Here is a 24,653-nt window from a genome sequence, read left to right as displayed (position 1 = left end):
GCCTAAAAAGCCCCCTTTCGGGGGCTTTGACAACAAATGATATGGGAAATATTAGAAAATATATCTTGCTGTTAAAGACATGTATCGTGATGCTAAACGTCGATTTGTAGTGCCCCATTCAGCATTAACTGCGTTACTGTCTGAATTCGCCTGATGTTTTTGGATATACGAAGTCGCAGTATCTTCATTAAATAAGTTATAGATAGATGCTTTAAGGCTTAAATTACCATCAAATATTTCTGTTTGATAAAGTAATGATAAATCAATTTCTTTTGTCCAAGGCGTGCGGCCAGCTGAACCACGAGGCGCAGGGTTACCATCTGCATCATAGAAAGACGCGTCATCGTAATAGTAACTAATACATGAATCCCAGATATTACCTTCAGTACAACGACCTTGATCAAATGGATGCCAGCTTAATTTACTCACAGGTGTACCAGAGTTAATTCTGCTTGCAAAACCTAAAGATAAATCGTCAGTAATACGGTATGAGCCACTTACTTTAAATGAGTGGCGTCTATCATTTGGTAAATCACCACTGCTGTGATCCATTAAATCGCCGTAATCGTATGATGTTGTCCAACCAGGATCTGCTTGACCATTATCCGTTTTAACTAGTCCCTCTGTATTACCCCAGCTATGAGACCAAGTATAAGAAGAGTTAATTGTTAAATCTTCAGTTACTGAACCGTCTAATGTAAATTCAAGTGAACCATATTTTCTTTTTGGTGTTGGTAAATCTAATTCAGATGCTGAAATGTTAATATTTTCAGCTGTACCATCTTGATCAAAATCATAAATCATATTTAGATCTGCGCCAGGGTTTAATAAAACATAATAACCCCATTGGCCAACTTCATCAGTTACACCATTTTCTTCAAACCATTTACGTAGCACTGGACCTACATCAGTATCTTCTACTGAGCGTTTTAGTTCTCTATAAGTGGCACGAACACCTAATGTCATATCACCGTTAAACACTTCTTGTTGGTAACCTAAAGTAAATTCATCAGAATACATGCTATCTAAATTGTCAGAAACAATCAGGTTAGGATCATCAATACCTGCTTGGCGCACAAATGTATCGCGTAAAGCACCACCACGAGATGGTGAACCATCCGCTAATAAAATAGGTGTACCATTCGCATCTACCTCACCTAATTCATAATAATCCAAAGTTTCTCTTTGCGTGGCACCTTGTTTAATATTCATATTGGCAGAAACTGGTTGAAAGTAGCGACCAAATGTTGCAAATACTTTTGCAGTACCATCACCTGATACATCATAAATTGCTTGTAAACGGGGTGCGATTTGGTTTTTGATATCTACATATTTACGACCATCAGATACTGTATTTGAAATATTTGATACACGTACACCTAAGTTAAGCACTAATTCATCATTAACTTGCCATGAATCTTGTGCGTAAAGTGCCATTGAAGATACTTTAGAATCTGTGAAAGTTGTACGAATACGCTGTTCTACGTAATCTTCGCTGCTCATTTGACCTGAACGATCTGCTTCACCTGCTGTTGCAATAGTCCACCAACCTTTAGCATCGCCGGCACCATTTTGGGTCTCTGCATAGTTCACATTAATATCGTAGCTATCTAAACCAAATTTTAAGGAGTGATCTTCAAGGTCCCAATTTAAATCAACCCGGAACTGGTCTCGAATATAAGTACCATCAGTAATTGTACTTGAAGTATGATCACTTAGTGTAACTGATGAGCCGCTTCGTTCATCATTTACTGAAGGTAATGAGCTAGTTGCACTGTTGTAGTCATTTTCTTTTGTTCTACCTGCAATTACATCAATAGAGATATCATCTGTTAATAAACCTGTATATTTAACACCATATACTTGACCACCAGATTTTTCTTTGTAATCACCTTTATATTCACCTTGAGTACTGGCTAGAGATTCGTATGTGTAAGATTTACCTGAACCATTATTTTCAAAGTTAATACCTGTTAATTCGATAGAATGGTTATCATTAATATAATAATCTAATTTTGCAAACCATTGATCTGAATCTTCTCTACCATCATTTAATGTCGTCGTTTTTGCATTTTCATAATTATTTCTCTGAGGAGAAAATAAAGCATATGCAAATAATTTATCGTCAATTAATGCGCCACTAACCCAAATTCTTGCTTCATTGTAAGTTTCTTTGTCATCTTCACTTGCACCATAACCTGCAATAGTCCCATCAGATAACATTAAATTATTATGTTGGCTTCTTGTAACGTCTGGATCTGTTCTTAACTGCATGCCAAATTCAAATTCATTACTACCAGATTTTGAAATTGTATTAACAATGCCACCCATCGCACCACCAAATTCGGGTTCTACGCCACCATTTTTTATTTCTGTTTGTGCAATTGCTTCAAATGGTAGATCTATGGAGCCGATACCACGACGGATAGAAGTTACGTTTAACCCATTAAGGTAATAGCCATTTTCAGCTGAAGATGCGCCGCCAATACTTGCAGCGTCGAACTCTGAGTTTGCGCCAGCCCCAGGAGAGAGTAAAGCGATATTTTCAAAACCGTTATCAACCGGTAAATATGCTAACTCATCACTTGTCACTGTAATACCACTAGTTGAAGATGATGTATTTACTCTTGATATTTTACTTCCTGATACTGCTATTCTCTCAATATCAGTGCCACTTTGTATTAATAAACCGTTATATATAAAATTAGAACCAATTTTTACATGTACATCTTGTTCTTGAATGAGTTGATAACCATCTTTCTCAATTGACATAGTCCAATGGCCTACTGGTAACTTACGTAAAACATAACTGCCGTCTTGCTCAACTGTAACTTTACGCGTTATGCCTTTGCCTTTATGTTTTAGAGTAATAATAGCGCCTGCAGCCATTTGATTATTACTTGTATTAATACTTCCTTTAACAACACCATTAAATGCATCCACAGCTAATGTCGATAAGGGGGTAACCAATAATACAGTGGCAACAGCTAATGCAGTTGCTTTTATTTTAAAATTATTATTTTTCATTTTTAAGCTTCCCTAAATAAAATTCACATTTAAATATATTGTATACAATATATTTAAATGTGAATATATGTTACCATGAGGTAACAAGTAAAGATTTTTTGTGTTTTTTATAATGAATGAGTTTTTATTTGCTGTATTTTTATTAATTGAAATATAAAACAAGGAAAGAATGATTTTATATATTTTCTTTTAAAATCATGAGTATTATTAAAGGCATCATTATTTGTGGCGTATGTTTGGTGATAACACCTAGTATGTTTGGCGATAACACCTAGTATGTTTGGCGGTAACACCTAGTATGTTTATAGTCTCAAATGTATTATACTTGTAACATAATGATATTTTACACACTTTTTAAGTTCTAACATTGCAAGAGAGTATTTTGAAGTTATTCGCAGCATGTAGTATTTGGATTTTATTGTTAAGTAGTTTAGTCCAAGCAAATGTCGTTTGGGATAAGGAAATCAATGAGTTTAAAACTTCTTATTCAATAGAGCATACAGATAATTTATATAATCAAACTACAAATCAAATTACTGATAGTTTGGGCCGTATGAGCGCAAATTATCATATATTAAAATTGTTTGAAGGCTTTGCTGTTTCTCTTCCTATAACATTAATTCAAGAGTCTTATTTAGAGCAATCACAACTAAACTCAATAGATTATTCTATCACTCCTAATATTCACTTTTTTATTTCAGATGAAACTTCTGTAGATTTCATTTTAAAGAAATCTAAAAATGAAACCTTTTCTGGCCAAGAAGGCGCTGAATTTGTTGAACCTGACAATTCATTAATTACTTTAAATAACGAACTCGCTCAATTTAATTTAAACTTCGGAAGAGATCATAAAAACCGATTCATTGATTTAAGCTTTGCATTTACTAACAATTCACAAAAATTTAAAGAATCTGAGTTATCAAAAAATGATACATTAATGATTTCATCTACTTATGGGCATCGTGTGAGTGAGGATACCTATTTTCTAGTTAATGCTAAAATGAGTCAAGGTAACAGAGCCGGCAACAAAACTGATTTACAGGAATTTGGCCTCGGCTTTTCTAACAATTTAGGAGGTTCTCACAAACTCAATGTTATTGCGGGTATTTATAAAAGAAAGGGAGATGAAATAAGCGATGGTAATTTTTGGAGAGCATCCGATACTTGGTTGATATCAGAGCAGAATCAGGTGAGCATATCTACTTCGCAAAGTTCACAAATTTCATTTGCTAATGAAACCTTGACGCAGCTAAATACAGAATACCAAATTAATTGGTCTCATAAATTATCGAAAAATCAATTGTTAAATCTGATCTTAAAAAGAAAAAAACAAAAATTTGAACAAAAATTTCGTGAGTATAACAAAGACTTGGTTTCATTATCTTGGACTTGGTTATTTATTGAAGGCATGAAATTTCAATCGGATGTTCAATTTCAGAAGATCAGCAATTATTTAACCACATTTAGTAATATAAAAGATAACGATATTAAAGTTGACCAATTAAGTCTCAATATGGTGTTGGAGTACACATGGTAAATTATATTTTACTTTTTTCACTCTGCTTTTTTATTGCTATTCCTAGCTATGGTTTAGGGATTTCTCAAGGATACGAGTTTGGTCCTGGCGATAGTTTATCTATTTCGGTTTATCAAGAAAATGATCTGGCTTATTCAGGACAAATCAGTCAACAAGGTATAGTCGACTTTCCTCTTTTAGGCAGTGTTAACTTAAGTGGCTTAACACAAAAAGAAGCCAAATCTCATTTAGAAAAACGACTCAAAGATGGCTACCTTGTATCACCAAGTGTCTCTATTCAAGTATCAAGTTATCGACCTTTTTTTATTTATGGAGAAGTGAGAAATCCTGGCAGTTATAAATACCAACCAGATATTACTTTAGAGCAAGTTATTGCACTTTCAGGTGGATTAAAAGATAGGGCCTCGCGTAAAAAGTGGACAATTCAAAGAGGTATAGATAAAGCGACATTTCTAGCTAAATATTCAACAATCATTTTACCCGGTGACGTCATTAAAATAGAAAAAAGTTTTTTTTAATATATGCTGCAACAAGAAAGCAACTTTAAACCCATAGATGATGAAATAGATCTATCCGATCTTATTTCACTTTTCTGGATGAAAAAATGGTTTATTTTGATTGTGACGTTTTCGACATTTGTTGCAGGTTTTGTTGTTATTGATGAAATGCCTGAAGTTTATACTGCATCTACAACAGTTATGGTCAAAGGAGATAAAGCCAGTAACCCTTTGCAATCTATTATGTCAGGTGCTTCTTCATCAAACGAAGAATTAGACACGACAATTAAGTTATTAAAATCTAAACAATTTGCAAAAGAGATTATTCTGTTACTTGATGATACGTCTGCATTACTACATGCTTCAAGCCAGCAGAAATGGGATGAAGTTCAACTCCTGAAAAATTTGAAAATTAGCACTGTATCTAGAACTAATATGTTGGAAATTTCTTATGAAAGTGAGTTTCCTTCATTTACTGCACTGGTTGTAAATACAATTGCTAATAACTTTGTAAGTTATCAAGCAAATTTAATGCGTCACGATAATGAGAAAAGTGGTGATTGGATCAATTCTAAAATAGAAGATGTAAAAAATAAATTACTGCAAGAAGAAGATAACCTAAAGCAATATAGAGCTAAGAATAATGTCGTTGATATCACAAGTTTAGTCGAATTATCAAAACTTGAAATTAGTCAATTATATAAAGAATTACGTCTACTTAAATTAGAGCATGAAAAACTAAATAGAATTGGCAATAAATTGCTATTTGCAAATAGTAATCATGAACAAATAATGAACATTTTTGAAGTTGCAAATTCAAAAATGATTATCTTACTTACACAACAAGAGTCAACACAGCAAGCAAAATTATCGCAAATAAAACTCCGATATTTACATAAGCACCCGAAATATCAAGCTATTGAAAATAAAATATTTGACACAAAAGCGCAGATAAAATCAGAAATAAAGACTGTAATCAATAAGTATACAATTCGTATGGATGAAGTTGAGCATTTAATAAAAGCAATTAATTTAAAAATACAAAAAGCGAATGAAAAGCTAGAACTAGCAATTACCAAAAGAATTAACTTTGATAAAATTAAAAGAAATATAGATGCTAATATAGCACTACTCGCATCTATAACAGCAAAACAAAAAGAAGCTGAATTATTAAATGATATAAACAGAGGAGGAGGGATCATTGTGGTTGATCCGGCTGTGACACCTAGACATCCTATAAAACCTAAAAAAGCATTATTATCGGTATTATCTTTAGTTATGGGTTTTATGTTATCGGTATTGCTTGTGATTATATTACATTTTTTTGCTGATGCGCATCGAAAGTTCCGCCAAATTGCACATCATTATGGCTATAAAGTTATTGGTGAGATCCCTAAGGTTAAGCGTCGTGGTAAAAATAAATCACTTCCTATTATTTCTGGTAATGGTAAACAATTTGAAATTTACGAAGAATGTATCCGCTCTATTCGCACTAAAATCTATTTAGATAGAGAGCTTAATAAACAAAAATTGATTGCAGTAAGTTCATTAACTCCTAATGAGGGGAAATCAAGTACTTGTTTACAGTTAGCTAAGTCATTTTCAGAATTAGAAAATGTGATTATTATAGATGCTGATTTGAGAGATCCTTCTATTGCGGTAGCGCTTAATGAACCAAGGCATAGACCAGGCTTAACAAATATATTAGCGCAAACGCATACTTTTGATGAATGTATATTTAAAGATGAAAATATTAACGTAGATGTATTAGCTTCTGGATTGAGACCTATGAACCCATTATTATTTTTATCTATGAAACGATTCGAAAATTTACTTAAAGCACTACAAAATAAGTATGATCGTGTCATATTAGAGTGCCCTCCAATTCTTTCTGTGAGTGATGCGCTTATGATAAGTAAACATGTAGGTGGGCTCATACTTGTTGTTGATATTCAAAAAAACTCAGTAGCTAAAGTAAATCATGATTTAGAATTACTAAATCAATCAGATACAAAGATAAATGGTGTCATTTTGAATCGGGTCAAATATGATAAACAAAACTATTATTACGGCTCAACTAAAAGAGCATATTGATTATCAAGCTTATGAATAGCATTCCACATCATGGTGAAGACAAAAAACTCTGGAAAGTTATATACCCAAACCACTTGAAGATGCAGGATTCAGTTGGTATTAGAAACGCTTTAATCAATACATTGATTGCAGAGAATGGTTAGTCCCTTTTCAATATCAATAACGCAGCTTATAGCGCTTCTAAACCAACCCATCGGGGACTTCTGAGCGAACATGGATGCGGGTACTAGAGCAATGCCGGAGTTTATTGCCGGTACATCTTATTTTAAGGGAGCAACCATTGATACAAAGATGAGTCTAACTCAGCAGTACTGAAACACGCATTTTGAAGTGTCTTTGGTATAAAAGCGATCCCAATAGATAAGGACGCTATCTATGAATAGGGTACAAAAATTAGCTTCAAGCACCATTTATGATGCATTCAAATCAGAAATTTAAACCTTTTAAATAAAATTTACGACTAAGTATATATTGATATTTTAAAACATTATCAATATTGATTTATGTACCTAAATTTTGAAAGGAATTTCTATGGCTAATGTTACATATTTATTTATTTTACAGATGCTTCCAGTAATAAGCTTAGTGGGGTGTTATATGGGGATTGAGCTAACTAGAGTATTATTTTCACGCACGTTTCCCTATTTTAGAGAAAATATGTAACTAAATTTTGTATTTCATCGAAAAAGTTTACATTAGCTATTGCTAACTCTTTAAAAATACATAAATATAGGTTCAACAAAAGGTTAAAATAATAAAGATAGGAACTCTAAGATGAACAAATCACAATTAGTTGATAAAATCGCAGAAGACGCAGAAATTTCAAAAGCAGCGGCAAGCCGAGCCCTTGATGCATTTACAGGCGCTGTATCTGATTCATTGAAAGAAGGTAACTCAGTTGCTTTAGTCGGTTTTGGCACATTTTCAGTAAAAGAACGTGCAGCTAGAACAGGACGTAACCCACAAACAGGTGCTGAAATTCAAATAGCAGCTGCAAATGTTCCTGGGTTTAAAGCTGGTAAAACATTAAAAGATACAGTTAACACTTAATTTTTTGTATTTAATTTTAAAGGCTTGGTAGAATCAAGCCTTTTTATAATAACATAGGGTGTTTAAGTAACCCTTAAAGCTTTATCACCACGGTTCAAACCCAGAGCACCAGATCTAACAACTTCTATAATATCAGTTTCATTTTTCAGTGAGTCTATAAAAGATGCCAGTTTTTCAGTGCTACTGACAAGCTGTAAAGTATAAGTTGATTTTCCCATATCAAGAATAGAGCCCCCAAAAACATCGGTTACGCGAGTTACAGCAGCTCTAGACTTTTCATTTGCTGCAATCACTTTTATGAGTATCAATTCACGTTCTATATGACTGACTTCGGTTAAATCAATAATTTTTAACACATCAACAAGCTTATTAACTTGCTTTGTGATTTGTTCTAGTACCTTTTCACTCCCTTGAGTTGTGATAGTAATACGAGAAATTGATTTATCATCAGTTGTACCAACGGTTAAACTGTCAATATTATATGCACGTTGTGAGAACAAGCCGATAATACGTGATAAGGCACCAGGCTCATTTTCTAAAATAATGGATAAAATACGACGCATTATGCTTTAACTCCTTTCTTAAGCCACATATCATCAATAGCACCTGTTTTTATTTGCATTGGGTATACATGTTCTGTTTCATCTATATTAATATCAATAAATACTAATGTATCTTTTATTGACATTGCTTTTTCTAAAGCCGGATCCAGTTCATCAATATGATCTACGCGCATACCAACATGTCCATAACTTTCGGCTAATTTTACAAAGTCTGGAAGAGAGTCCATATATGAAAAAGAATGTCTGCCCGAGTAAACCATATCTTGCCACTGACGGACCATACCCAGTGAGCGGTTATTCAGAGATACAATTTTTACTGGTAGCCCATATTGCATACATGTTGATAATTCTTGTATATTCATTTGTATTGAACCATCGCCTGTAACAACAACTGATTCTTTTTCAGGAAAAGCCAGTTTTACACCCATAGCAGCGGGTAGACCAAACCCCATAGTGCCTAATCCACCAGAATTGATCCACTGTCTTGGTTTTGCAAATGGATAATACTGAGCAGCAAACATTTGATGTTGCCCAACATCGGAACTGATATATGCCTCACCCTTAGTTACTTTATATAAAGCTTCAATGACTGTTTGAGGTTTTATTTTGTCAGAATCTTTTGAATAACTCATGCACTTTTGATCACGCCAGTTATTTATTTGGCGCCACCAATCTTCTTGTGCTGCACGATCAATTTGTATTTCACTCTTATCTATTTCGGTTTGTAGTTGTTCAAATACGGTTCTTAGATCACCAACAACGGGAACATGAGCTTGGATTGTTTTTGATATTGAGGTGGGATCTACATCCACATGTACGATTGTAGCATTAGGGCAAAACTTATTTACATTATTAGTTACCCGGTCATCGAATCGCACACCTAACGCTAATATAACATCGGCACCAGCCATGCTTTTGTTTGCTTCCAGTGAACCATGCATACCTAACATACCAATAAAGTTAGGATGTGTTCCAGCAATCCCACCTAAACCCATTAGTGTGTTTGTGATGGGGGCGTTGAGTGACTCTACTAGATGTGTTAAATGCTCTGCAGTATCTGACAATACAACACCACCACCAGAATATATCACCAGTTTTTTTGCATTTAGTACTGCTGAAATTGCTTTTTTAATTTGTTTTGGATGACCTTTCGATGTCGGATTATATGAACGCATTTTTATTTTTTGCGGCATAATAAAATCAAATTTTAATTCAGGATTTAAAATATCTTTAGGCAGTTCTATAACAACTGGGCCTGGGCGACCTGATTTGGCTAAATAAAATGCCTTTGCAATTATCTCCGGTATTTTTTTTGCATCTCTACAATTGAAGCTATGCTTAACTATAGGACGTGAACAACCAACAATATCCGTTTCTTGGAAGGCATCATCTCCTATTAAACTTGTAGGAACCTGACCTGATAAGACAACCATAGGGATAGAGTCCATATAAGCCGTCGCGATGCCTGTGACACAATTTGTAGCTCCTGGGCCTGAAGTAGCAAGAACAACACCTACCTCACCAGTTGCACGTGAGTAGCCGTCAGCCATATGTGTTGCTGCTTGTTCATGACGTACTAGAATATGTTTTACATCATCTTGAACAAACAGTGCATCATATATATCTAAAACAGACCCGCCAGGGTAGCCAAAAATATACTCTGTTTTTAATTCTTTTAGGGCTTTAATTACCAACGCCGCCCCTGACATTTTTTGATTACTCATTATGTTTCCTCATTCCCTAAAAATAGGCAAAAAAAAACCTCCGTTAGATGCGGAGGCTTTATTTATTCATTAGCTTTTCACATCAACAATACTCAGGTAACACCAAAGTGACCAGGACGAATAGATTGACAAGGATAAATGCTAATTTCATGTTTAAATACTATTAAAATTTAATTAATCTATTTTTATATTTTTTCAAGTTAAATGTCAAGAAAGATTTCTAAATGAATTAATAATGCATTAAATTCACAGTAAAGAGATGAAGTTTTTAAATTATATATATATTTTTAAACAATTAGATTGTTTATGCTTAATTGAGTGTTGTTAATTGGAATAACCCTTTATGTATGAAATAAAGGGTTAATCTATATAAATTTATAATCTATCGATTACAGACTGAGTAAAGTCATTTGTGCCATGTTTTCCACCAAGGTCTCGGGTTGTCCTATCACCTGATTTAATGACGTCAGCGACGGCATTTCTAATCCGCTGTGCTGTATCCGCCATATCTAAATGCTCTAGCATTTGAATTGAAGCCAAGATCACAGATGTTGGATTTGCGAGGTTTTTTCCTGCAATATCTGGGGCACTACCATGTACAGCTTCAAATATTGCAGCATCTTCACCTATATTAGCGCCTGGTGCCATTCCTAAACCGCCAACTAAACCGGCACATAAATCCGATAATATATCGCCAAATAGGTTAGTCGTTACAATGACATCAAACTCTTCTGGTGTCATGACTAGCTTCATACATGTTGCATCTACGATCATTTCAGTTGATTCTATTTGTGGATATTTTTGTGCGATTTCACGTGCAACTTTTAAAAATAAACCTGAGGTAGATTTTAAAATATTAGCTTTATGTACAGTTGTGACTTTTTTTCTATTTTCCCTAAGTGCAAGTTCATAAGCAAATGTAATAATTTTTTCAGCACCTTCACGTGTGATCATTGACATCGCTTGTGCTTCACAACCATCTTCTGAAGTTGTTTGCCCTAAACCTGAGTACATGCCCTGTGTATTTTCGCGTACTGTAATAATATCGATATTGTCATAACGTGCTTTAGTACCAATAAATGATTTTACAGGCCTTACGTTAGCGTATAAATTGAATTTTTTTCTTAAAGTGACATTGATTGAAGTAAAGCCTTCTCCAACAGGGGTGGTTAAAGGTCCTTTTAATGTGATTTTATTTTTAACGATTGCATCAAGTGTTCTCTGAGGTAGAAGTTCACCTGTACTTTCAAGGGCCGCTAATCCAGCATCTACAAATTCATAGTCAAAATTACAACCAGCAGCTTTAAGTATCTCTAAAGCTGAATCAATAATACTTGGGCCAATGCCGTCGCCTTTAATAACTGTAATGGTTCGCTTAGCCATTAAATTTCCTTAAATTTAGAATAAATATTCAAAGTGTATTTATATCAATTTAACAGTGATTTATCTACTTTTTACCTGTCATAAGTGTTGTTTAGTTGAAATTAATGTAATTATTGAAATGTAGTTCTGATAAACTATGTAAATAATTATCCAAAGTTGTCAGTTTTAAATTTTTCAGTGCTTTCGAAATAAAATCATTAGTATAGGCATCAAAATTATATTCTGGTTTATATATTTTATTGGTCGTAAGAAGAGCAATGCCTAGACAATAAATGTGATTAGAAAATAACTGAGTTGTTACATCTATTGATTTTTTTTGCAAGGTTTCAATCGCACTTAACCACTCTTTAGAAAGGTGTTCATGCATGTTACTACTTGTAACGTCAATTGGTTGCTCAATACCCAAAAGACTTTCCGCTAAAAAAGGAGAACCTAGCACTGCTTTGGTATCAAAGTTGGTGATCTTGAGTGGTATTTTATTAGTTTCTGTTAAAACAGTTAAACAATACTGTAATATACATATACCCGCTTCCTCTGGTAGAAAATCATATATTTGTTGAGCAGCTTTTTCAGCTGCAGATACAAGAGAATTAACTTTAGCTTTTAATAAAAACCACTGTGAAATTCCAAGTTCTTCTAATTGCATTTGTAAGATTAACTTTTGAATTAGAAGAGGTGTGCGAATGGCTCCTAGCATCATAATGGCATGGCGCACTGAGTGTATACTTTGTTCTGTTCGATTTGCATTTGAAGCTAATTTACATAATTCTTCTGAAATCTCCTGATAAGGACTTAATAGCTGGCATAAATCCTCAATAGAATGATGATTTTTTGCCTTTAAACTACTCTCAAGTAGTTCAAGTGTATCATTTACAATTGATAAATTTTCCATTTGATTTGATATCAACTCATTTTTTGACAAAATATCTGAAAGTGGCTGAAACCATATCTTAAAAATAATACCTTGATCTTGGCATATTTGCTGGGGCTTATTGTTTAGATTTTGAAGTTTAGCTAAAGAGAAACTTCCTTTACTAGAATTATGATTTAGGGGGATGTTGAAGTTTAAGTATAATGGTTTTTCATTTTTATAATATGTACCTATGTAATAAGTACTTTGGGGTCCTTTTAACATAGTACCCGGTAAAACTTCAGGTAAGTAACCAATCAATTTCTTTAACAAGAATTGTACGTTAAATTGGTTACACTCTAGATAGAGGGTAGCGATTGATGAAGCTAAACTTTTTGCGTTATGGTTTTTTGCTATCGTTATTTGCTTAGCTAAATAAGTTGCAATACTAATTATTAGCGTATTTTTATTAACTAAAATGCCCTGTTTTTTGCCCATTGTAATTTGAGTATATAAAGTTATATTTCGAAATATATCCTGAATAATGCCATTGGGTACTTGACCATAATCTAATAACCTTAGAGTTAAACTATACCGCATTTTAAATAACTTTACGCTTTGAGGAGAAAGCTTTTGCTGAGATGCAATTGCATTGTTTTCTTTTTGAATACATATATATTGACATAAACATGCTGCAATTAATTGTTGTCGCAGTAATTTGTTAATGCCTAAACTATGGCTAATAGACAGAACTATAATGATTTGGTTTATTACAAGGTTTGTAGTGTACCCTTGTTTTTCAAGATAAAAACAAAGCTGAGCTTGCATTGCATTAGGCTTTATTTGGTAAAAATCATCATATCTTTCAGATAAATGACTAATAGTAGGAAATATACTTTTCCATTTATCTTTATGATAATACAAGCTGAGTAATTTTTGCGTATCACTGACTAGTGATGCAAAATCTTGTGCTGATAACTTATTCATGTGATATTATTTCGTAGGTTTTATCTGCTTCAGGACCCCAAGCTATTAGTAAGTTATTCTTAAACATTAAACCTGTACATTCATCTACTGTGGTAATTCCATCTGATTTCATGTGTTGCGTTCGATAATAAAGTATTTGATATGTATCAGTGGGTGTTTTTTTTGCAAAGGTAAGATCTGGTGAGCCCAGTTTTTCTATAACTGTATCGAAATACCTTGGATCTTTTAATTTTAAATTAGATATGAAGCGTTTATTATATGACTGGCGATCTTGCCAATTCATCGTTGCAGGATCATCTTTATAAAAAAGGATTACAGATGCAGCTAAAACGGCATAGACACCTAAGCCCAATAATATATAGTGAAATATTTTTTTTATCATAAGTGTTTTAACTCAACTTCACTCTCAATTGTTTTAATGAAAAACCTAAATTAATATCATTGCGTAATGTCACTAGAACCTTTGCCGTTATGAAATCAGATATTGATGAGGTTAGTTTTGATTTTACCTTCTCTGGTAGGTCATTATTTGCTAAGGCGGCTTCTACAGAAGCATTGTTAGTCAATATGTTTAAAGCTGTTTTCTTACCAATGCCTTTAACACCAGGGATATCATTGGTATGATCACCTGCTAAAGCCCAAAATTCTACTAATTTATTAATTGGCAAATTGTATTTTTCTTGTACGTCATCAGGCGTTATTCTTTTTTGAGAAAAATAATCATAAATAGTGATATGCTGATTAAGTAAAGGTAAAAAACCTTTATCAGTCGACACAATCGTACACGCAATATCTTGATTAGATATCTTACTCGCAAGTGTTGCTATTATATCATCTGCTTCATCTTGTTCGGGAGAAAATGACATTATTCCAGATTCATTAAAGCCTTGTTTAAAAGTATTTAATGCATTTTTAAGTGCTATGGGCATTTCACTTCTATTTTGTTTATAATTTTCAAAATAAGTATATCGCCAACTTTTGTCACCATCGAAGACTGCAATTGCATGTGTTGCTTGTGACAATTTTAGAAGCTTCTTTGTTGCATTTACAACTCGTTGATGGGCTGAATTAATAATTTGCTCATCTGTTAAGTGTTTATGATTACTATCTACAGCATAGATGCGCCGAATTAAATTTAAAGCGTCTATTAATAATACATTTGTTGACATCAGTTTATATTAAGCCTTCATTATGATGAATAATATTAATGTGATAAGTAAAGGGCTAGTTTTTAGCTCTTTACTTATCATTTTAACTATTTTTACAGTAAAACCTATACAATTTATTTAATAATAATTTTAGACTTTAATTTTGTAGCAAGGGATATAGGTTGAACTAGGTAATTTCATTCGTCCTTGTTTTACAAAAGCTTGTAACAAAGTATCCATAAATTTCATTAAATCAACATCACCCTGTAATTCAAATGGACCATTTCGTTTAATTTCTTGTATACCTTCGTCTTTAACATTTCCAGCTACAATACCTGAAAATGCTCGCCTCAAATTGGCAGCAAGTTGTTGTGGTTGTTGAGATAAATGTAAATTTAAGCTCGACATATTTTCGTGTGTTGGTGCAAAAGGCAGCTGGAATTCAGGCTCTATCTTTAATGTCCAATTAAAATGGTAGGCATCACCTTTTTCTTTTCTATATTCTCTCACTTTAATCATTTGTTGCTTAAAATACGCCGCGACAGCACTTGGATCGTCAATAATAACTTTAAATTTACTTAACGCCGAATCTCCTAGTGTCTTTTGAATAAACAGTGATATTTCATCGAAATAAGCTTGACTTTCTTTTGGGCCAGTTAAAATAACAGGCAAGCATTGTTGTTCATTTTCAGGGTGGAGCAAAATCCCTAGAAGATATAGTAATTCTTCCGCAGTACCAGCACCTCCTGGAAAAATAATGATCCCGTGGCTGATCCTGACAAAAGCTTCTAATCTTTTTTCTATATCAGGTAAAATGGTTAATTCATTTACAATCGGATTGGGCGGCTCTGCTGCAATAATACTTGGCTCAGTAAGTCCAACGTATCTATTATCACGTATTCTTTGTTTGGCATGCCCGATCGTAGCACCTTTCATTGGCCCTTTCATTGCTCCAGGTCCACATCCAGTGCAAATATTTAGTCCTCTTAAGCCTAATTGATAACCAACTTCCTTAGTATATCTATACTCATTGTCTGCAATGGAGTGACCGCCCCAGCAAACTATCATATTAGGTTCTTTTGTTATAGGTAAGGCATTTGCATTACGTAACATGTCAAATACAACATGAGTAATATGGTTCGAATCTGTTAAATTAATGCGATTATTATCATATTTACTTTGTATAAACAGAATATCACGTATAACGGAAAACAAATGTTCATGGATACCGGTGATGATTTTTCCATCTACGAAAGCTGTTTCAGGCGGGTTATGTAGCTCTATTTTTATTCCACGTTCACGACATAATAAATTGATATCGAAACTTTTATATTTCTCGTATATTTCAGAGCTGGAATCTGTATGGCTACCCACATTAAGTACGGCTAGTGAGCAGTTTCTAAATAAATGATAGAGATTACTCGTAGATGATTTTTTTAGTGAGTCAACTTCTAATTGAGAAAGAAGATCTAAAATTCCAATTGGGTTTAATTGTGTACTCATAAGCATTCCTTAAATAACTATATAATTTAAATATAGTTTTTAATTTAATAAATGCGATTATTTTTTTAAAATTATACGATCGCGACCTGAATTTTTAGCTTCATAAAGGGCTGAATCTGCACGGTCAAAAACTTCAAGAATACTATCTGATTTTTTAAATTGGCTTGCGCCTATTGAAATTGTAATTCTTATGTTTTTGTCTTTAAATTTAAAAGGGATACTTTTAATTGTTTTTCTTATTTTCTCAAGTGGACCTAAAATTTGTTTTAGATCTGAATTAGGCATAATAATAACAAACTCTTCACCACCAAATCGTGAAATAAAGTCTGTCACTCTCACTGACTTTTTAAGAGCATTTGCAAGAACTTGCAGAGTTTTATCTCCAGCGCTATGTCCAAACGTATCATTAACACGTTTGAAGTGATCTATATCTACGACAACGAGGCATAGGTCGTGCTGGCTTCGTTCAAATGTATTAAATTCTAAAGCGATTCTTTCATCGTAAGCTGCACGGTTAGGTAATTTAGTTAAGCTATCTTGAAGGCTTTTAAATCTTTGCTCTGCCAATTTTTCTTTATAGTTTTTAGTTTCACTTTCTAAAGAATTAATACGAGATTGCATTTTTTTTAATGTGTTGGCTAAAGATTCTCTTTCAGATAATTCAATATCCTCTTTAAATTTAATATCAAGAGTTAATGCTTCAAGTTTTTGTCCAACTACAATTTTTAAAGAATCTATCGTAGAAGCTTCTTCAGTTTCACTTGCAAGTTGTGAGATTTTATCTTCAATTTTTTGATTTAGACTTGCCATTTTATGGCCAACGTCTTTTGAGCGTTGTACTGAGTCTAAAAGTGTTTGGTGAAGTAGATTAAGTGTTTCATTTACATTTACCAGGAATTGTTGAGCAGTATCTCTTTCTTGAGAAATGTTCGATATAATTATTCGAATAATATTTATGCAAGCATCTAGTAAAGCTTCAAGTTTAAAGTCTTTACTGATCTGTAGTTTTATTTCCTCAAAAAATATTGCATTTTCACCTTCAAATGCAAGCTCACTGGTTAAATTTAATAATTCCTGAGCGAGTTTAGGTGCTATGTCTGATCCAGAAGAGTTTAATTTATCATTTTTATTATTTAATACTTTATGGTAAATCTCGACTAATTTAGATAATAAAGGAATGAAGTCAGAAGTTGCTTTTATGCCATGTAAATCTTTTGATAAGATGCTCCTTAAACTTCTGCGAAGTTCATCAGGTACGCCTTTTGTTTGTTGCAATTTTTTACCTGCATTATTCACACTTTGCTGTAACTTACGAATATTTGTATCTTGTTTTGTTTCTTGTGATTTTAAAATATTTGTAATTTCATCTATAAAAGGGAATAGAATTTCAAAGTCAACTCCTTTATTTAACAAAGCGCGGAATTTAGCCAGTTTATTATCAAGCTCCAAATCTTGTCCTTTACAAACTAAGGAAAGTTTTGCTACAAACTGTGTTAGCGCACCAAGTTGAGATTGTCTTGTTGTTTCAATAAGATCTCTGTTTTTGATTGCTTTATTTAGTTTCTTTTGTAAGATTTCTAATTGATTTGTCACTAACTTATGTCTTCCTTTTCTAACTTTGACAAAATGATTGCATCATAGTGTACGTAAAATAATAAAAATTGAACAATCAAAGAAAAATTATCATTAATTCCCTAATTTCGGTTTATCAAAAAAAATAGGTGTGTTTAGTATAGTCTCTTTTTCTTTTTGAGTTAACAAAATCCAATCTTGTATTTCTGTGATAGTTCTTCCACATCCTTCACAAAAGCCTTTTAAACGATGGCATTGACCAATGCACGCGGTTTTGTACTGCTTTTTTTTAGTTTTTGCAGTGTGTGATTTCATGAAATAATAACTGTTATCTGAGTTACATAATTAACGATTATGTTATCATTATTATTAAGAGAGTTATAATATATTAAAGGGAAATATCAAACGACTAATTTGGTTAATATCATTTATTCAACCTTTGCTTGGTAATTTTGCTAAATAAGAATACCTTTTATGTATACCAAGTCACTTGGATATAAATAACAAAAAAGCATCAAACTTGATGCCTTTTATGATCTAGCTAAGTAAAAAGCTATTTATGTCGTTGTTCTAATACTTGGACTACCTGACTAATATCAGTTTTACTGTGTTGAAGTAATACTAATAAATGATATATTAAATCAGCAGATTCATTATTTAGTTCATCTATATTTTGCTTCACCGCAGCTAAGGCAACTTCAACACCTTCTTCTCCAACTTTTTGAGCACTGCGGCTAATATCTTTTGCAAATAAAGATGCCGTGTAACTTTCATTAGGATCATCTTTTTTGCGCTTGGAGATAACTCGATTAAGTTGTGCAATAAAAGCGAGATCAGGTTTTGCATTTTCAAAACAACTCTGTGAGCCTAAATGGCAAGTTGGCCCTTTAGGCTCAGCTAAAATCAAAATTGAATCAAAATCACAATCTGTGTGAATTTCTTTTACTATTAAATAATTATCTGATGATTCGCCTTTTGTCCATAACCTTTTTTTTGAACGGCTGTAAAAAGTAACCATATTGCATGCCAATGTTTTTTCTAATGCTTCATAGTTCATAAACCCTTGCATTAAAACCACACCCGTATATTTGTCTTGCACAATTGCTGGAATAAGTTCACATTTCGTAAAATCTATTTCTTTTGTATTACTCGTATTTATTAACATAATCTTGTCGCTATTTTATTTTGAGCCAAATATTGTTTAAGTTCCGGGATTTTTATAATGTCTTTATGAAAAACACTGGCAGCAAGGGCACCATCAACATTGGTTTGCTCAAATACATTTTTAAAATCAACCACTGAACCTGCACCTCCTGATGCAATGATAGGTAATGAGCAAATATTGCGGACTTTTTTTAATTGCGCAATATCATAACCATTTCTAACACCATCTTGGTTCATACAGTTAAGAACGATTTCTCCTGCACCTAAGTCTACCACTTTTTTTACCCAGTCTAATGTATTGTAACGCGTTCTGCTTGTTGCATTTGGGTCACCAGTTAATTGATAAACAAGGTATTCGTTTGTTACTTCATCATAAAAGCTGTCAATACCCACAACAACACATTGCTTACCAAATTCATCATGTAGTTCTGTAATGAGCTCAGGCCTGGCAATTGCCGGACTATTGATACTAATTTTATCGGCGCCTTGCTTTAAAACTCTTCCTGCATCTTCAACAGACTTAATGCCTCCAGCAACACAAAATGGAATATCAATATTTTTTGCGATAGTCTCGACCCAAGTTAAATCAAGTAGGCGCTGTTCTACACTAGCACTGATTTCGTAAAATACTAATTCATCAGCGCCTGCATCACTATAGGCTTTAGCTAAATCTAATATATCACCAACCACTTCATGACCTTTAAACTTAACGCCTTTAACTACTTGACCATTTTTTACATCTAAGCAAGGTATAATGCGTTTACTTAGCATCAATCGCCTCCTCAACGGTAAAGGCATTATCTAATAATGATTTACCTAAAATAATACCAGATACACCTATCGCATTGAGTTTCTTTATGTCTTCGAGTGAACTAACACCACCAGATGCTTGGACTTTTATTTGGGGAAACTCATTGAGTAGATCTTCATATAGTGCAAAAGAAGGCCCTGTCATAGTGCCATCTTTACTGATGTCCGTGCATAGAAAGTGAGTAATCCCAATTGATAAGTAAAAGGCAACTAATTCAAATAAACTATATTTTGATGTCTCTAACCAGCCATGTGTTGCGGGTAACCAACCAAAATCTGTTTTGTTAACATCTAATGCAATAACAAAGCAATCTGCACCAAACTTAGCTATCCATTCACTGACTATTTGACGTTTCTCTACAGCCATAGAGCCAATCACAACTTGGGATGCTCCTGCGTCTAGCCAAGTAAAAATATCCGATTCGCTTCGTATACCGCCGCCGATTTGAAAAGGTACTTTGAGCTCTTTTAATGCGTTTTGTATATGTTGCCATTGTTTTTTACTCGGATCACGTGCACCTTCTAAGTCAACTAAATGTAATTGTTGTGCACCTGAACCTGCATATTGTTTTAATCGCTGTGCAAGTTTAAAAGGGTAGAACTGCGCAGTCTCATATTTACCTTGATATAAACGTACAATTTTGTTTTGTAATACATCTAATGCTGGAATAATCATAATTTTTTATAAGCCTATATTTGCCAATCTAAAAAGTTTTGTAATAGCCGTGCACCGACTTTAGCTGAACGTTCTGGATGAAATTGCATACCAGCGATATTATCTTGCGCAATTATGGCTGAAAAACTTTGTCCATATTTAGTTGTTGCGAAAGTACACTCATTTATCTGATGTGCAAAACTATGTACAAAGTAAACTTGGTCTTCACTTGTAATGCCTTTTGTTAAAGCATGTGGTTTTAATACATTTAAATTATTCCAACCCATATGTGGGCTAGTTAGTTGACCTACATCTAGCTGTGAAACGTTGCCTTTAATTTTATTTAAGGTTTTTATGTTGCCTTCAGATGATTGCTCACATAGTAATTGCATACCTAAGCAAATACCCATTATTGGGCGCTCAAATTCATTTATGGCATCAAGCCAGTTTCCAGATATTAATCTATCCATAGCAACTGATGCATGACCGACACCCGGTAAGATAATACGCTCAGCGCTTTGAACTTGATCTACGTTTGTGATCACTTTGGGTGTGACACCTAAACGTTCAAAGGCAAACCTGACGGAATTTATATTGGCACATCCGGTATCTATAATTGCTAACACTGACATCTCCTTACAAACAGCCTTTAGAGCTAGCTAAACTTTGACTTTTATCTGTTGTTATTGCCATACGTAGCGCTCTAGCAAATACCTTAAATAAACCTTCGACTTGGTGATGACAATTTCCATCACTGACGCTCAAAATTAAACTTAAATTTGCGTTATCAGTTAAGCTTTTGAAAAAATGCTCAACCATTTGTACATCTAAATCACCGATCTTTTCACGGCTGAAGTTGGCATTTAATACAAATGACGCACGACCTGATAGATCAATTTGTGCTTGTGCTAAACATTCGTCCATAGGTAGTGCAAAGCCATATCTGGCAATTTGAGACTTAGTACCTAATGCTTTTTTAAGTGCTTGCCCTAACGCAATACCAATATCTTCTACTAAGTGATGTTCATCTATATGCAAATCACCTTTTGCTTGAATATCTAACATAAAGTTACCGTGAGTTTTAATTTGATCTAACATGTGATCAAAAAAGCCCAAGCCAGTGTTTATATTACCTTTTGCAATTTCGTCTAAATTTAACTTAACTGAAATTTGTGTCTCTTTAGTATCTCTACTAATACTCGCTTTACGGTTTAAGGTCGTTAATTGTGTGACGATTTTTGGCCAATCTCCGTCATAAAGAAGGCCTTTACAACATAAGTTTTTAGCAAGTCCAGTATCTGTTTCTCTATCACCAATAACAAAGGATTTCGCTAAATTGACTTTTCCTGATTGCATTAGGTTGGTAAGTAAGCCCGTTTTAGGTTTTCTACAGTCACAATTTTGATCATTAAAATGTGGACAAATTAATACTGATTCAAAAGTAATGCCTTGGGTTGTAAAAATCTCCATCATTTTATCTTGTGCAAGGGCAAAGTCAGCTGTTGGAAAACTATCAGTGCCTAAGCCGTCTTGGTTTGATACCATGACAAGAGTATATCCAGCTTGTTGCAGTTGTAGTAAAGCTGTGATGACTCCTGGCTCTAATTTCACTTTAGCAAGTGTATCAACTTGTTTATCTTCTTTCGGTTCATCAATTAAAGTACCGTCACGATCAATGAATAAATATGGTTTTTGCATGATTATCTCTTACTACTGAAATTGTTATTATTTATGGTATTAAGCCAAATTTTTACTTGAGCTAACTCAGTATTACTGCCAATGCTGATCCTTAACCATGTATCACTATCAAACAGGTTTAAAGGCCGCATGATCAAACCTATTTCACTGGCGACTTGAATATACTCTGCACTTTTAAGTTTTAAAGTAACAAAGTTACCTGAGCCAACGAGTACCTTGTCAACCTGAGGTGAGGAATCAAGCCAATCGATTAATTCAAGTTTTAGTTTATTTAATATATTAACCTGTCGACGCATACTGGTAATAGCGTCATTCACAAGGGCATTTTTTGCAATCAAAGCGACAACGGTCGAAACAGGATAGGGCGCTAATACCTTTTTTATCGCAGCTAAAATAATCGGTGAGGCTAAAGTAAATCCACATCTGAGTCCCGCTAATGCAAAAGCTTTAGATAATGTTCTCAAAACAACGATGTTTCTGTTATTATTTATTAATTTCGTACTTGAATAATCACTACAAAATTCAATATATGCTTCATCAATAACCAAAATCGCATTAGTAGGCAATGCATCTGATAACATTTCTATTCTCTTCGTACCGACTAAAGCTCCTGTCGGGTTATTAGGGTTACAAATAAAGACTAATTTTGAATGACCGATTTTTTCAACTAATTGGCTGATTGTACTTGTTTGTAAATCATCTTGCGTTAATGAATTTAAGCCGACATTGTGGCTTTGAGCACTGACTTTATACATTCCATAAGTAGGCAGAAATATCGTGATACTGTCTTTTCTTGACCTGCAAAAGGTACGAATTAATAATTCAATACCTTCATCTGCGCCACGGGTCATTAAAACTTGATTTGTATTTACCTGAGCATAATTAGCATATCGAGATATCACATCTTCAGGTTGTGGTTCTGGATATCGATTTAAATTATCAACACTTAGCGTGATATTTTTTACATAAGGATTTTCATTGGCATTTAACCAAGTAGTACCAGTCAGTTTTTCACTTTTTGCTGAGCTATATGCTGTTAATTTATCAATATAATCAGGTAATAGCTTAGTTGTTTGATCAGGTATTAATTCAGACATTACTTTCTCCTTGTTCTAATCTAATACTGACAGCTCTGGCATGTGCATCTAAGCCTTCAGATTCTGCGATAGGCAAAATTGCTGAAGATAAATTACTTAATCCTTGTTTAGTAATTGTTTGCACTGTGTAAGTTCGGTAAAAATCTAATAAATTTAAACTAGAGTAAACCTTTGAATACCCGTATGTTGGTAATACGTGGTTTGTTCCAGAGGCATAATCGCCTGCTGATTCTGGGCTATAGTCACCGACAAAAACAGAGCCCGCATTTTTAACTAATGATAAATATTCATCACAAACACCTAATTGTAAGATTAAGTGCTCAGGGCCATAATTAGCAGATACTTCGAAGGCTTGCGTAATAGAATCGACTAGAATAAAAGCTGAATTCTCAAGCGCTGCCATTGCAGTATCGGCTCTGGAAAGCGTTTTTAATTGCTCACTTAATGCGATTTTTGTTTTTTCAATTGTTTGCTCACAATTAGATATTAAAATAACTTGAGAATCTGCTCCGTGTTCAGCTTGAGATAACAAGTCTGCTGCAACAAAGTCAGAATTAGCTCTTTGGTCTGCAATAACAACTAGTTCAGAGGGACCCGCAGGCATATCAATTGCTAGTCCAGGTATTTGTTGTGATACCAGTTGTTTTGCCATAGTGACAAACGCATTACCTGGACCGAATATTTTATTTACCTTCGGGATACTTTTTGTACCAAATGCGAGTGCTGCAATAGCACCTGCACCGCCTGATTTTAATATTTTTTTAATACCACATAATTTTGCTGCATATAAAATTGCAGGGTTCAATTTATTTTCATTTTTTACCGGGGTTGCTAATACAACTGTTTTAGCACCGCTCAATTGAGCAAGTACTCCTTGCATTAATACTGATGATGGTAATGGCGCACTTCCGCCTGGTACATAAATACCAACAGATTCAATCGCCTGGTATTTAAGCTCACATAAAACCCCTGGTACTGTTTCAAGCATGATATCTTTAGGTTGTTGTATTTCATGAAAAGCTAAGATATTTTTATATGCGCTATCAATTGCTGTTTTCAATTGTGTTGAAAGCAAAAACTCAGCCTGATTAATTTCATTACTTGTCACTAATAAATCAAGCTCTGATACATTATCAAACTTTTTTGCTAATTTTATGAGTGCATCATCTCCATCTGATTTTACTTGCTCTAATATTGCTTGAGTCGCTGATTTGATGTCAGTACTAATCGCAATTGCAGGGCGTTGTAAAATAGATTCTTGTGAAGCACATGTTTCCTCATTCCAATTAAACAC

General features: G+C 33.8%; 21 protein-coding genes. 4 read left to right on the top strand and 17 right to left on the bottom strand.

Annotation, left to right across the window (positions count from 1 at the left end; translation table 11 throughout):
- Window positions 1-51: 51 nt before the first annotated feature.
- The gene (locus tag CJF42_RS00240) at window positions 52-3,027 is read right to left on the bottom strand and encodes a TonB-dependent receptor (protein WP_095364745.1); all 2,976 of its coding nucleotides are present in this window, start codon (window positions 3,025-3,027) and stop codon (window positions 52-54) included.
- A gap of 382 nt (window positions 3,028-3,409) precedes the next feature.
- Here CJF42_RS00240 and CJF42_RS00235 point away from each other — a divergent pair, with 382 nt between their 5' ends.
- The 4 genes from CJF42_RS00235 (at window position 3,410) to CJF42_RS00220 (ending at window position 8,205) form a co-directional block, all read left to right on the top strand.
- Complete coding sequence (locus CJF42_RS00235; protein WP_095364744.1) at window positions 3,410-4,564, top strand: hypothetical protein; 1,155 nt, start codon at window positions 3,410-3,412, stop codon at window positions 4,562-4,564.
- A complete protein-coding gene (locus CJF42_RS00230; protein ID WP_095364743.1) occupies window positions 4,558-5,082 on the top strand; it encodes a polysaccharide biosynthesis/export family protein in 525 nt (174 codons plus the stop codon). Before CJF42_RS00235 ends, CJF42_RS00230 begins: the two co-directional genes overlap by 7 nt.
- A 3-nt stretch (window positions 5,083-5,085) precedes the next feature.
- Window positions 5,086-7,155: a GumC family protein gene (locus CJF42_RS00225; RefSeq protein ID WP_095364742.1), complete on the top strand. Its 2,070-nt coding sequence runs from the start codon at window positions 5,086-5,088 to the stop codon at window positions 7,153-7,155.
- Window positions 7,156-7,929: 774 nt separating this feature from the next.
- Window positions 7,930-8,205 carry an HU family DNA-binding protein gene (locus tag CJF42_RS00220; RefSeq protein ID WP_095364741.1) on the top strand — a complete coding sequence of 92 codons (276 nt, stop codon included), beginning with the start codon at window positions 7,930-7,932 and terminating at the stop codon, window positions 8,203-8,205.
- Between the two features lie 62 nt (window positions 8,206-8,267).
- Here the strand turns inward: CJF42_RS00220 and ilvN are convergent, their stop codons facing one another.
- From ilvN to hisD, 16 genes are all read right to left on the bottom strand, one after another.
- Window positions 8,268-8,768: an acetolactate synthase small subunit gene (gene ilvN, locus CJF42_RS00215; protein WP_095364740.1), complete on the bottom strand. Its 501-nt coding sequence runs from the start codon at window positions 8,766-8,768 to the stop codon at window positions 8,268-8,270.
- A complete protein-coding gene (locus CJF42_RS00210; RefSeq protein WP_095364739.1) occupies window positions 8,768-10,492 on the bottom strand; it encodes an acetolactate synthase 3 large subunit in 1,725 nt (574 codons plus the stop codon). Before CJF42_RS00210 ends, ilvN begins: the two co-directional genes overlap by 1 nt.
- A 375-nt stretch (window positions 10,493-10,867) precedes the next feature.
- Complete coding sequence (locus CJF42_RS00205; protein ID WP_095364738.1) at window positions 10,868-11,875, bottom strand: isocitrate dehydrogenase; 1,008 nt, start codon at window positions 11,873-11,875, stop codon at window positions 10,868-10,870.
- 91 nt (window positions 11,876-11,966) lie between these two features.
- The gene (locus CJF42_RS00200) at window positions 11,967-13,649 is read right to left on the bottom strand and encodes a hypothetical protein (RefSeq protein WP_212668759.1); all 1,683 of its coding nucleotides are present in this window, start codon (window positions 13,647-13,649) and stop codon (window positions 11,967-11,969) included.
- 55 nt (window positions 13,650-13,704) lie between these two features.
- Entirely contained in the window at window positions 13,705-14,094 is a 390-nt protein-coding gene (locus tag CJF42_RS00195) for a DUF3192 domain-containing protein (RefSeq protein WP_095364736.1), read from the bottom strand.
- Between the two features lie 7 nt (window positions 14,095-14,101).
- Complete coding sequence (gene xni, locus CJF42_RS00190; protein ID WP_095364735.1) at window positions 14,102-14,881, bottom strand: flap endonuclease Xni; 780 nt, start codon at window positions 14,879-14,881, stop codon at window positions 14,102-14,104.
- Between the two features lie 129 nt (window positions 14,882-15,010).
- Window positions 15,011-16,363, bottom strand: a complete 1,353-nt coding sequence (gene ppnN, locus CJF42_RS00185; RefSeq protein WP_095364734.1) for a nucleotide 5'-monophosphate nucleosidase PpnN — start codon at window positions 16,361-16,363, stop codon at window positions 15,011-15,013.
- Window positions 16,364-16,420: 57 nt separating this feature from the next.
- On the bottom strand, window positions 16,421-17,956 hold the full coding sequence (locus CJF42_RS00180) for a GGDEF domain-containing protein (protein ID WP_095364733.1): 1,536 nt from the start codon (window positions 17,954-17,956) through the stop codon (window positions 16,421-16,423).
- A 93-nt stretch (window positions 17,957-18,049) separates the two neighbouring features.
- On the bottom strand, window positions 18,050-18,250 hold the full coding sequence (locus tag CJF42_RS00175) for a DUF1289 domain-containing protein (RefSeq protein WP_095364732.1): 201 nt from the start codon (window positions 18,248-18,250) through the stop codon (window positions 18,050-18,052).
- A gap of 238 nt (window positions 18,251-18,488) precedes the next feature.
- Window positions 18,489-19,100: a bifunctional phosphoribosyl-AMP cyclohydrolase/phosphoribosyl-ATP diphosphatase HisIE gene (gene hisIE / locus CJF42_RS00170; RefSeq protein ID WP_095364731.1), complete on the bottom strand. Its 612-nt coding sequence runs from the start codon at window positions 19,098-19,100 to the stop codon at window positions 18,489-18,491.
- Complete coding sequence (hisF, locus tag CJF42_RS00165) at window positions 19,094-19,870, bottom strand: imidazole glycerol phosphate synthase subunit HisF (RefSeq protein ID WP_095364730.1); 777 nt, start codon at window positions 19,868-19,870, stop codon at window positions 19,094-19,096. The genes hisIE and hisF overlap by 7 nt, the downstream gene beginning before the upstream one ends.
- The gene (locus CJF42_RS00160) at window positions 19,860-20,585 is read right to left on the bottom strand and encodes a 1-(5-phosphoribosyl)-5-[(5-phosphoribosylamino)methylideneamino] imidazole-4-carboxamide isomerase (RefSeq protein ID WP_095364729.1); all 726 of its coding nucleotides are present in this window, start codon (window positions 20,583-20,585) and stop codon (window positions 19,860-19,862) included. The genes hisF and CJF42_RS00160 overlap by 11 nt, the downstream gene beginning before the upstream one ends.
- Window positions 20,586-20,599: 14 nt before the next feature.
- Window positions 20,600-21,190, bottom strand: a complete 591-nt coding sequence (hisH, locus tag CJF42_RS00155) for an imidazole glycerol phosphate synthase subunit HisH (protein ID WP_095364728.1) — start codon at window positions 21,188-21,190, stop codon at window positions 20,600-20,602.
- A 10-nt stretch (window positions 21,191-21,200) separates the two neighbouring features.
- Window positions 21,201-22,262, bottom strand: coding sequence for a bifunctional histidinol-phosphatase/imidazoleglycerol-phosphate dehydratase HisB (gene hisB, locus CJF42_RS00150; protein WP_095364727.1), 1,062 nt, complete (start codon window positions 22,260-22,262; stop codon window positions 21,201-21,203).
- 2 nt (window positions 22,263-22,264) lie between these two features.
- Complete coding sequence (hisC, locus tag CJF42_RS00145; protein WP_095364726.1) at window positions 22,265-23,359, bottom strand: histidinol-phosphate transaminase; 1,095 nt, start codon at window positions 23,357-23,359, stop codon at window positions 22,265-22,267.
- Window positions 23,352-24,653, bottom strand: a complete 1,302-nt coding sequence (gene hisD, locus CJF42_RS00140) for a histidinol dehydrogenase (RefSeq protein WP_095364725.1) — start codon at window positions 24,651-24,653, stop codon at window positions 23,352-23,354. Before hisD ends, hisC begins: the two co-directional genes overlap by 8 nt.

It is taken from the genome of Pseudoalteromonas sp. NBT06-2 (assembly GCF_002276045.1).
Classification (GTDB): Bacteria; Pseudomonadota; Gammaproteobacteria; order Enterobacterales; family Alteromonadaceae; genus Pseudoalteromonas.
The sequence above is the reverse complement of the archived record's forward strand: the minus strand, read 5'-3'. Positions and strand labels throughout refer to the sequence as shown.

What these genes read in the sequence shown, in the direction of transcription:
- CJF42_RS00240 (WP_095364745.1), bottom strand. Translation starts at nt 3,027, where the DNA reads ATGAAAAATAATAATTTTAAAATAAAAGCAACTGCATTAGCTGTTGCC.
- CJF42_RS00230 (WP_095364743.1), top strand. Translation starts at nt 4,558, where the DNA reads ATGGTAAATTATATTTTACTTTTTTCACTCTGCTTTTTTATTGCTATT.
- CJF42_RS00225 (WP_095364742.1), top strand. Translation starts at nt 5,086, where the DNA reads ATGCTGCAACAAGAAAGCAACTTTAAACCCATAGATGATGAAATAGAT.
- CJF42_RS00220 (WP_095364741.1), top strand. Translation starts at nt 7,930, where the DNA reads ATGAACAAATCACAATTAGTTGATAAAATCGCAGAAGACGCAGAAATT.
- ilvN (WP_095364740.1), bottom strand. Translation starts at nt 8,768, where the DNA reads ATGCGTCGTATTTTATCCATTATTTTAGAAAATGAGCCTGGTGCCTTA.
- CJF42_RS00210 (WP_095364739.1), bottom strand. Translation starts at nt 10,492, where the DNA reads ATGAGTAATCAAAAAATGTCAGGGGCGGCGTTGGTAATTAAAGCCCTA.
- CJF42_RS00205 (WP_095364738.1), bottom strand. Translation starts at nt 11,875, where the DNA reads ATGGCTAAGCGAACCATTACAGTTATTAAAGGCGACGGCATTGGCCCA.
- CJF42_RS00195 (WP_095364736.1), bottom strand. Translation starts at nt 14,094, where the DNA reads ATGATAAAAAAAATATTTCACTATATATTATTGGGCTTAGGTGTCTAT.
- xni (WP_095364735.1), bottom strand. Translation starts at nt 14,881, where the DNA reads ATGTCAACAAATGTATTATTAATAGACGCTTTAAATTTAATTCGGCGC.
- ppnN (WP_095364734.1), bottom strand. Translation starts at nt 16,363, where the DNA reads ATGAGTACACAATTAAACCCAATTGGAATTTTAGATCTTCTTTCTCAA.
- CJF42_RS00175 (WP_095364732.1), bottom strand. Translation starts at nt 18,250, where the DNA reads ATGAAATCACACACTGCAAAAACTAAAAAAAAGCAGTACAAAACCGCG.
- hisIE (WP_095364731.1), bottom strand. Translation starts at nt 19,100, where the DNA reads ATGTTAATAAATACGAGTAATACAAAAGAAATAGATTTTACGAAATGT.
- hisF (WP_095364730.1), bottom strand. Translation starts at nt 19,870, where the DNA reads ATGCTAAGTAAACGCATTATACCTTGCTTAGATGTAAAAAATGGTCAA.
- CJF42_RS00160 (WP_095364729.1), bottom strand. Translation starts at nt 20,585, where the DNA reads ATGATTATTCCAGCATTAGATGTATTACAAAACAAAATTGTACGTTTA.
- hisB (WP_095364727.1), bottom strand. Translation starts at nt 22,262, where the DNA reads ATGCAAAAACCATATTTATTCATTGATCGTGACGGTACTTTAATTGAT.
- hisC (WP_095364726.1), bottom strand. Translation starts at nt 23,359, where the DNA reads ATGTCTGAATTAATACCTGATCAAACAACTAAGCTATTACCTGATTAT.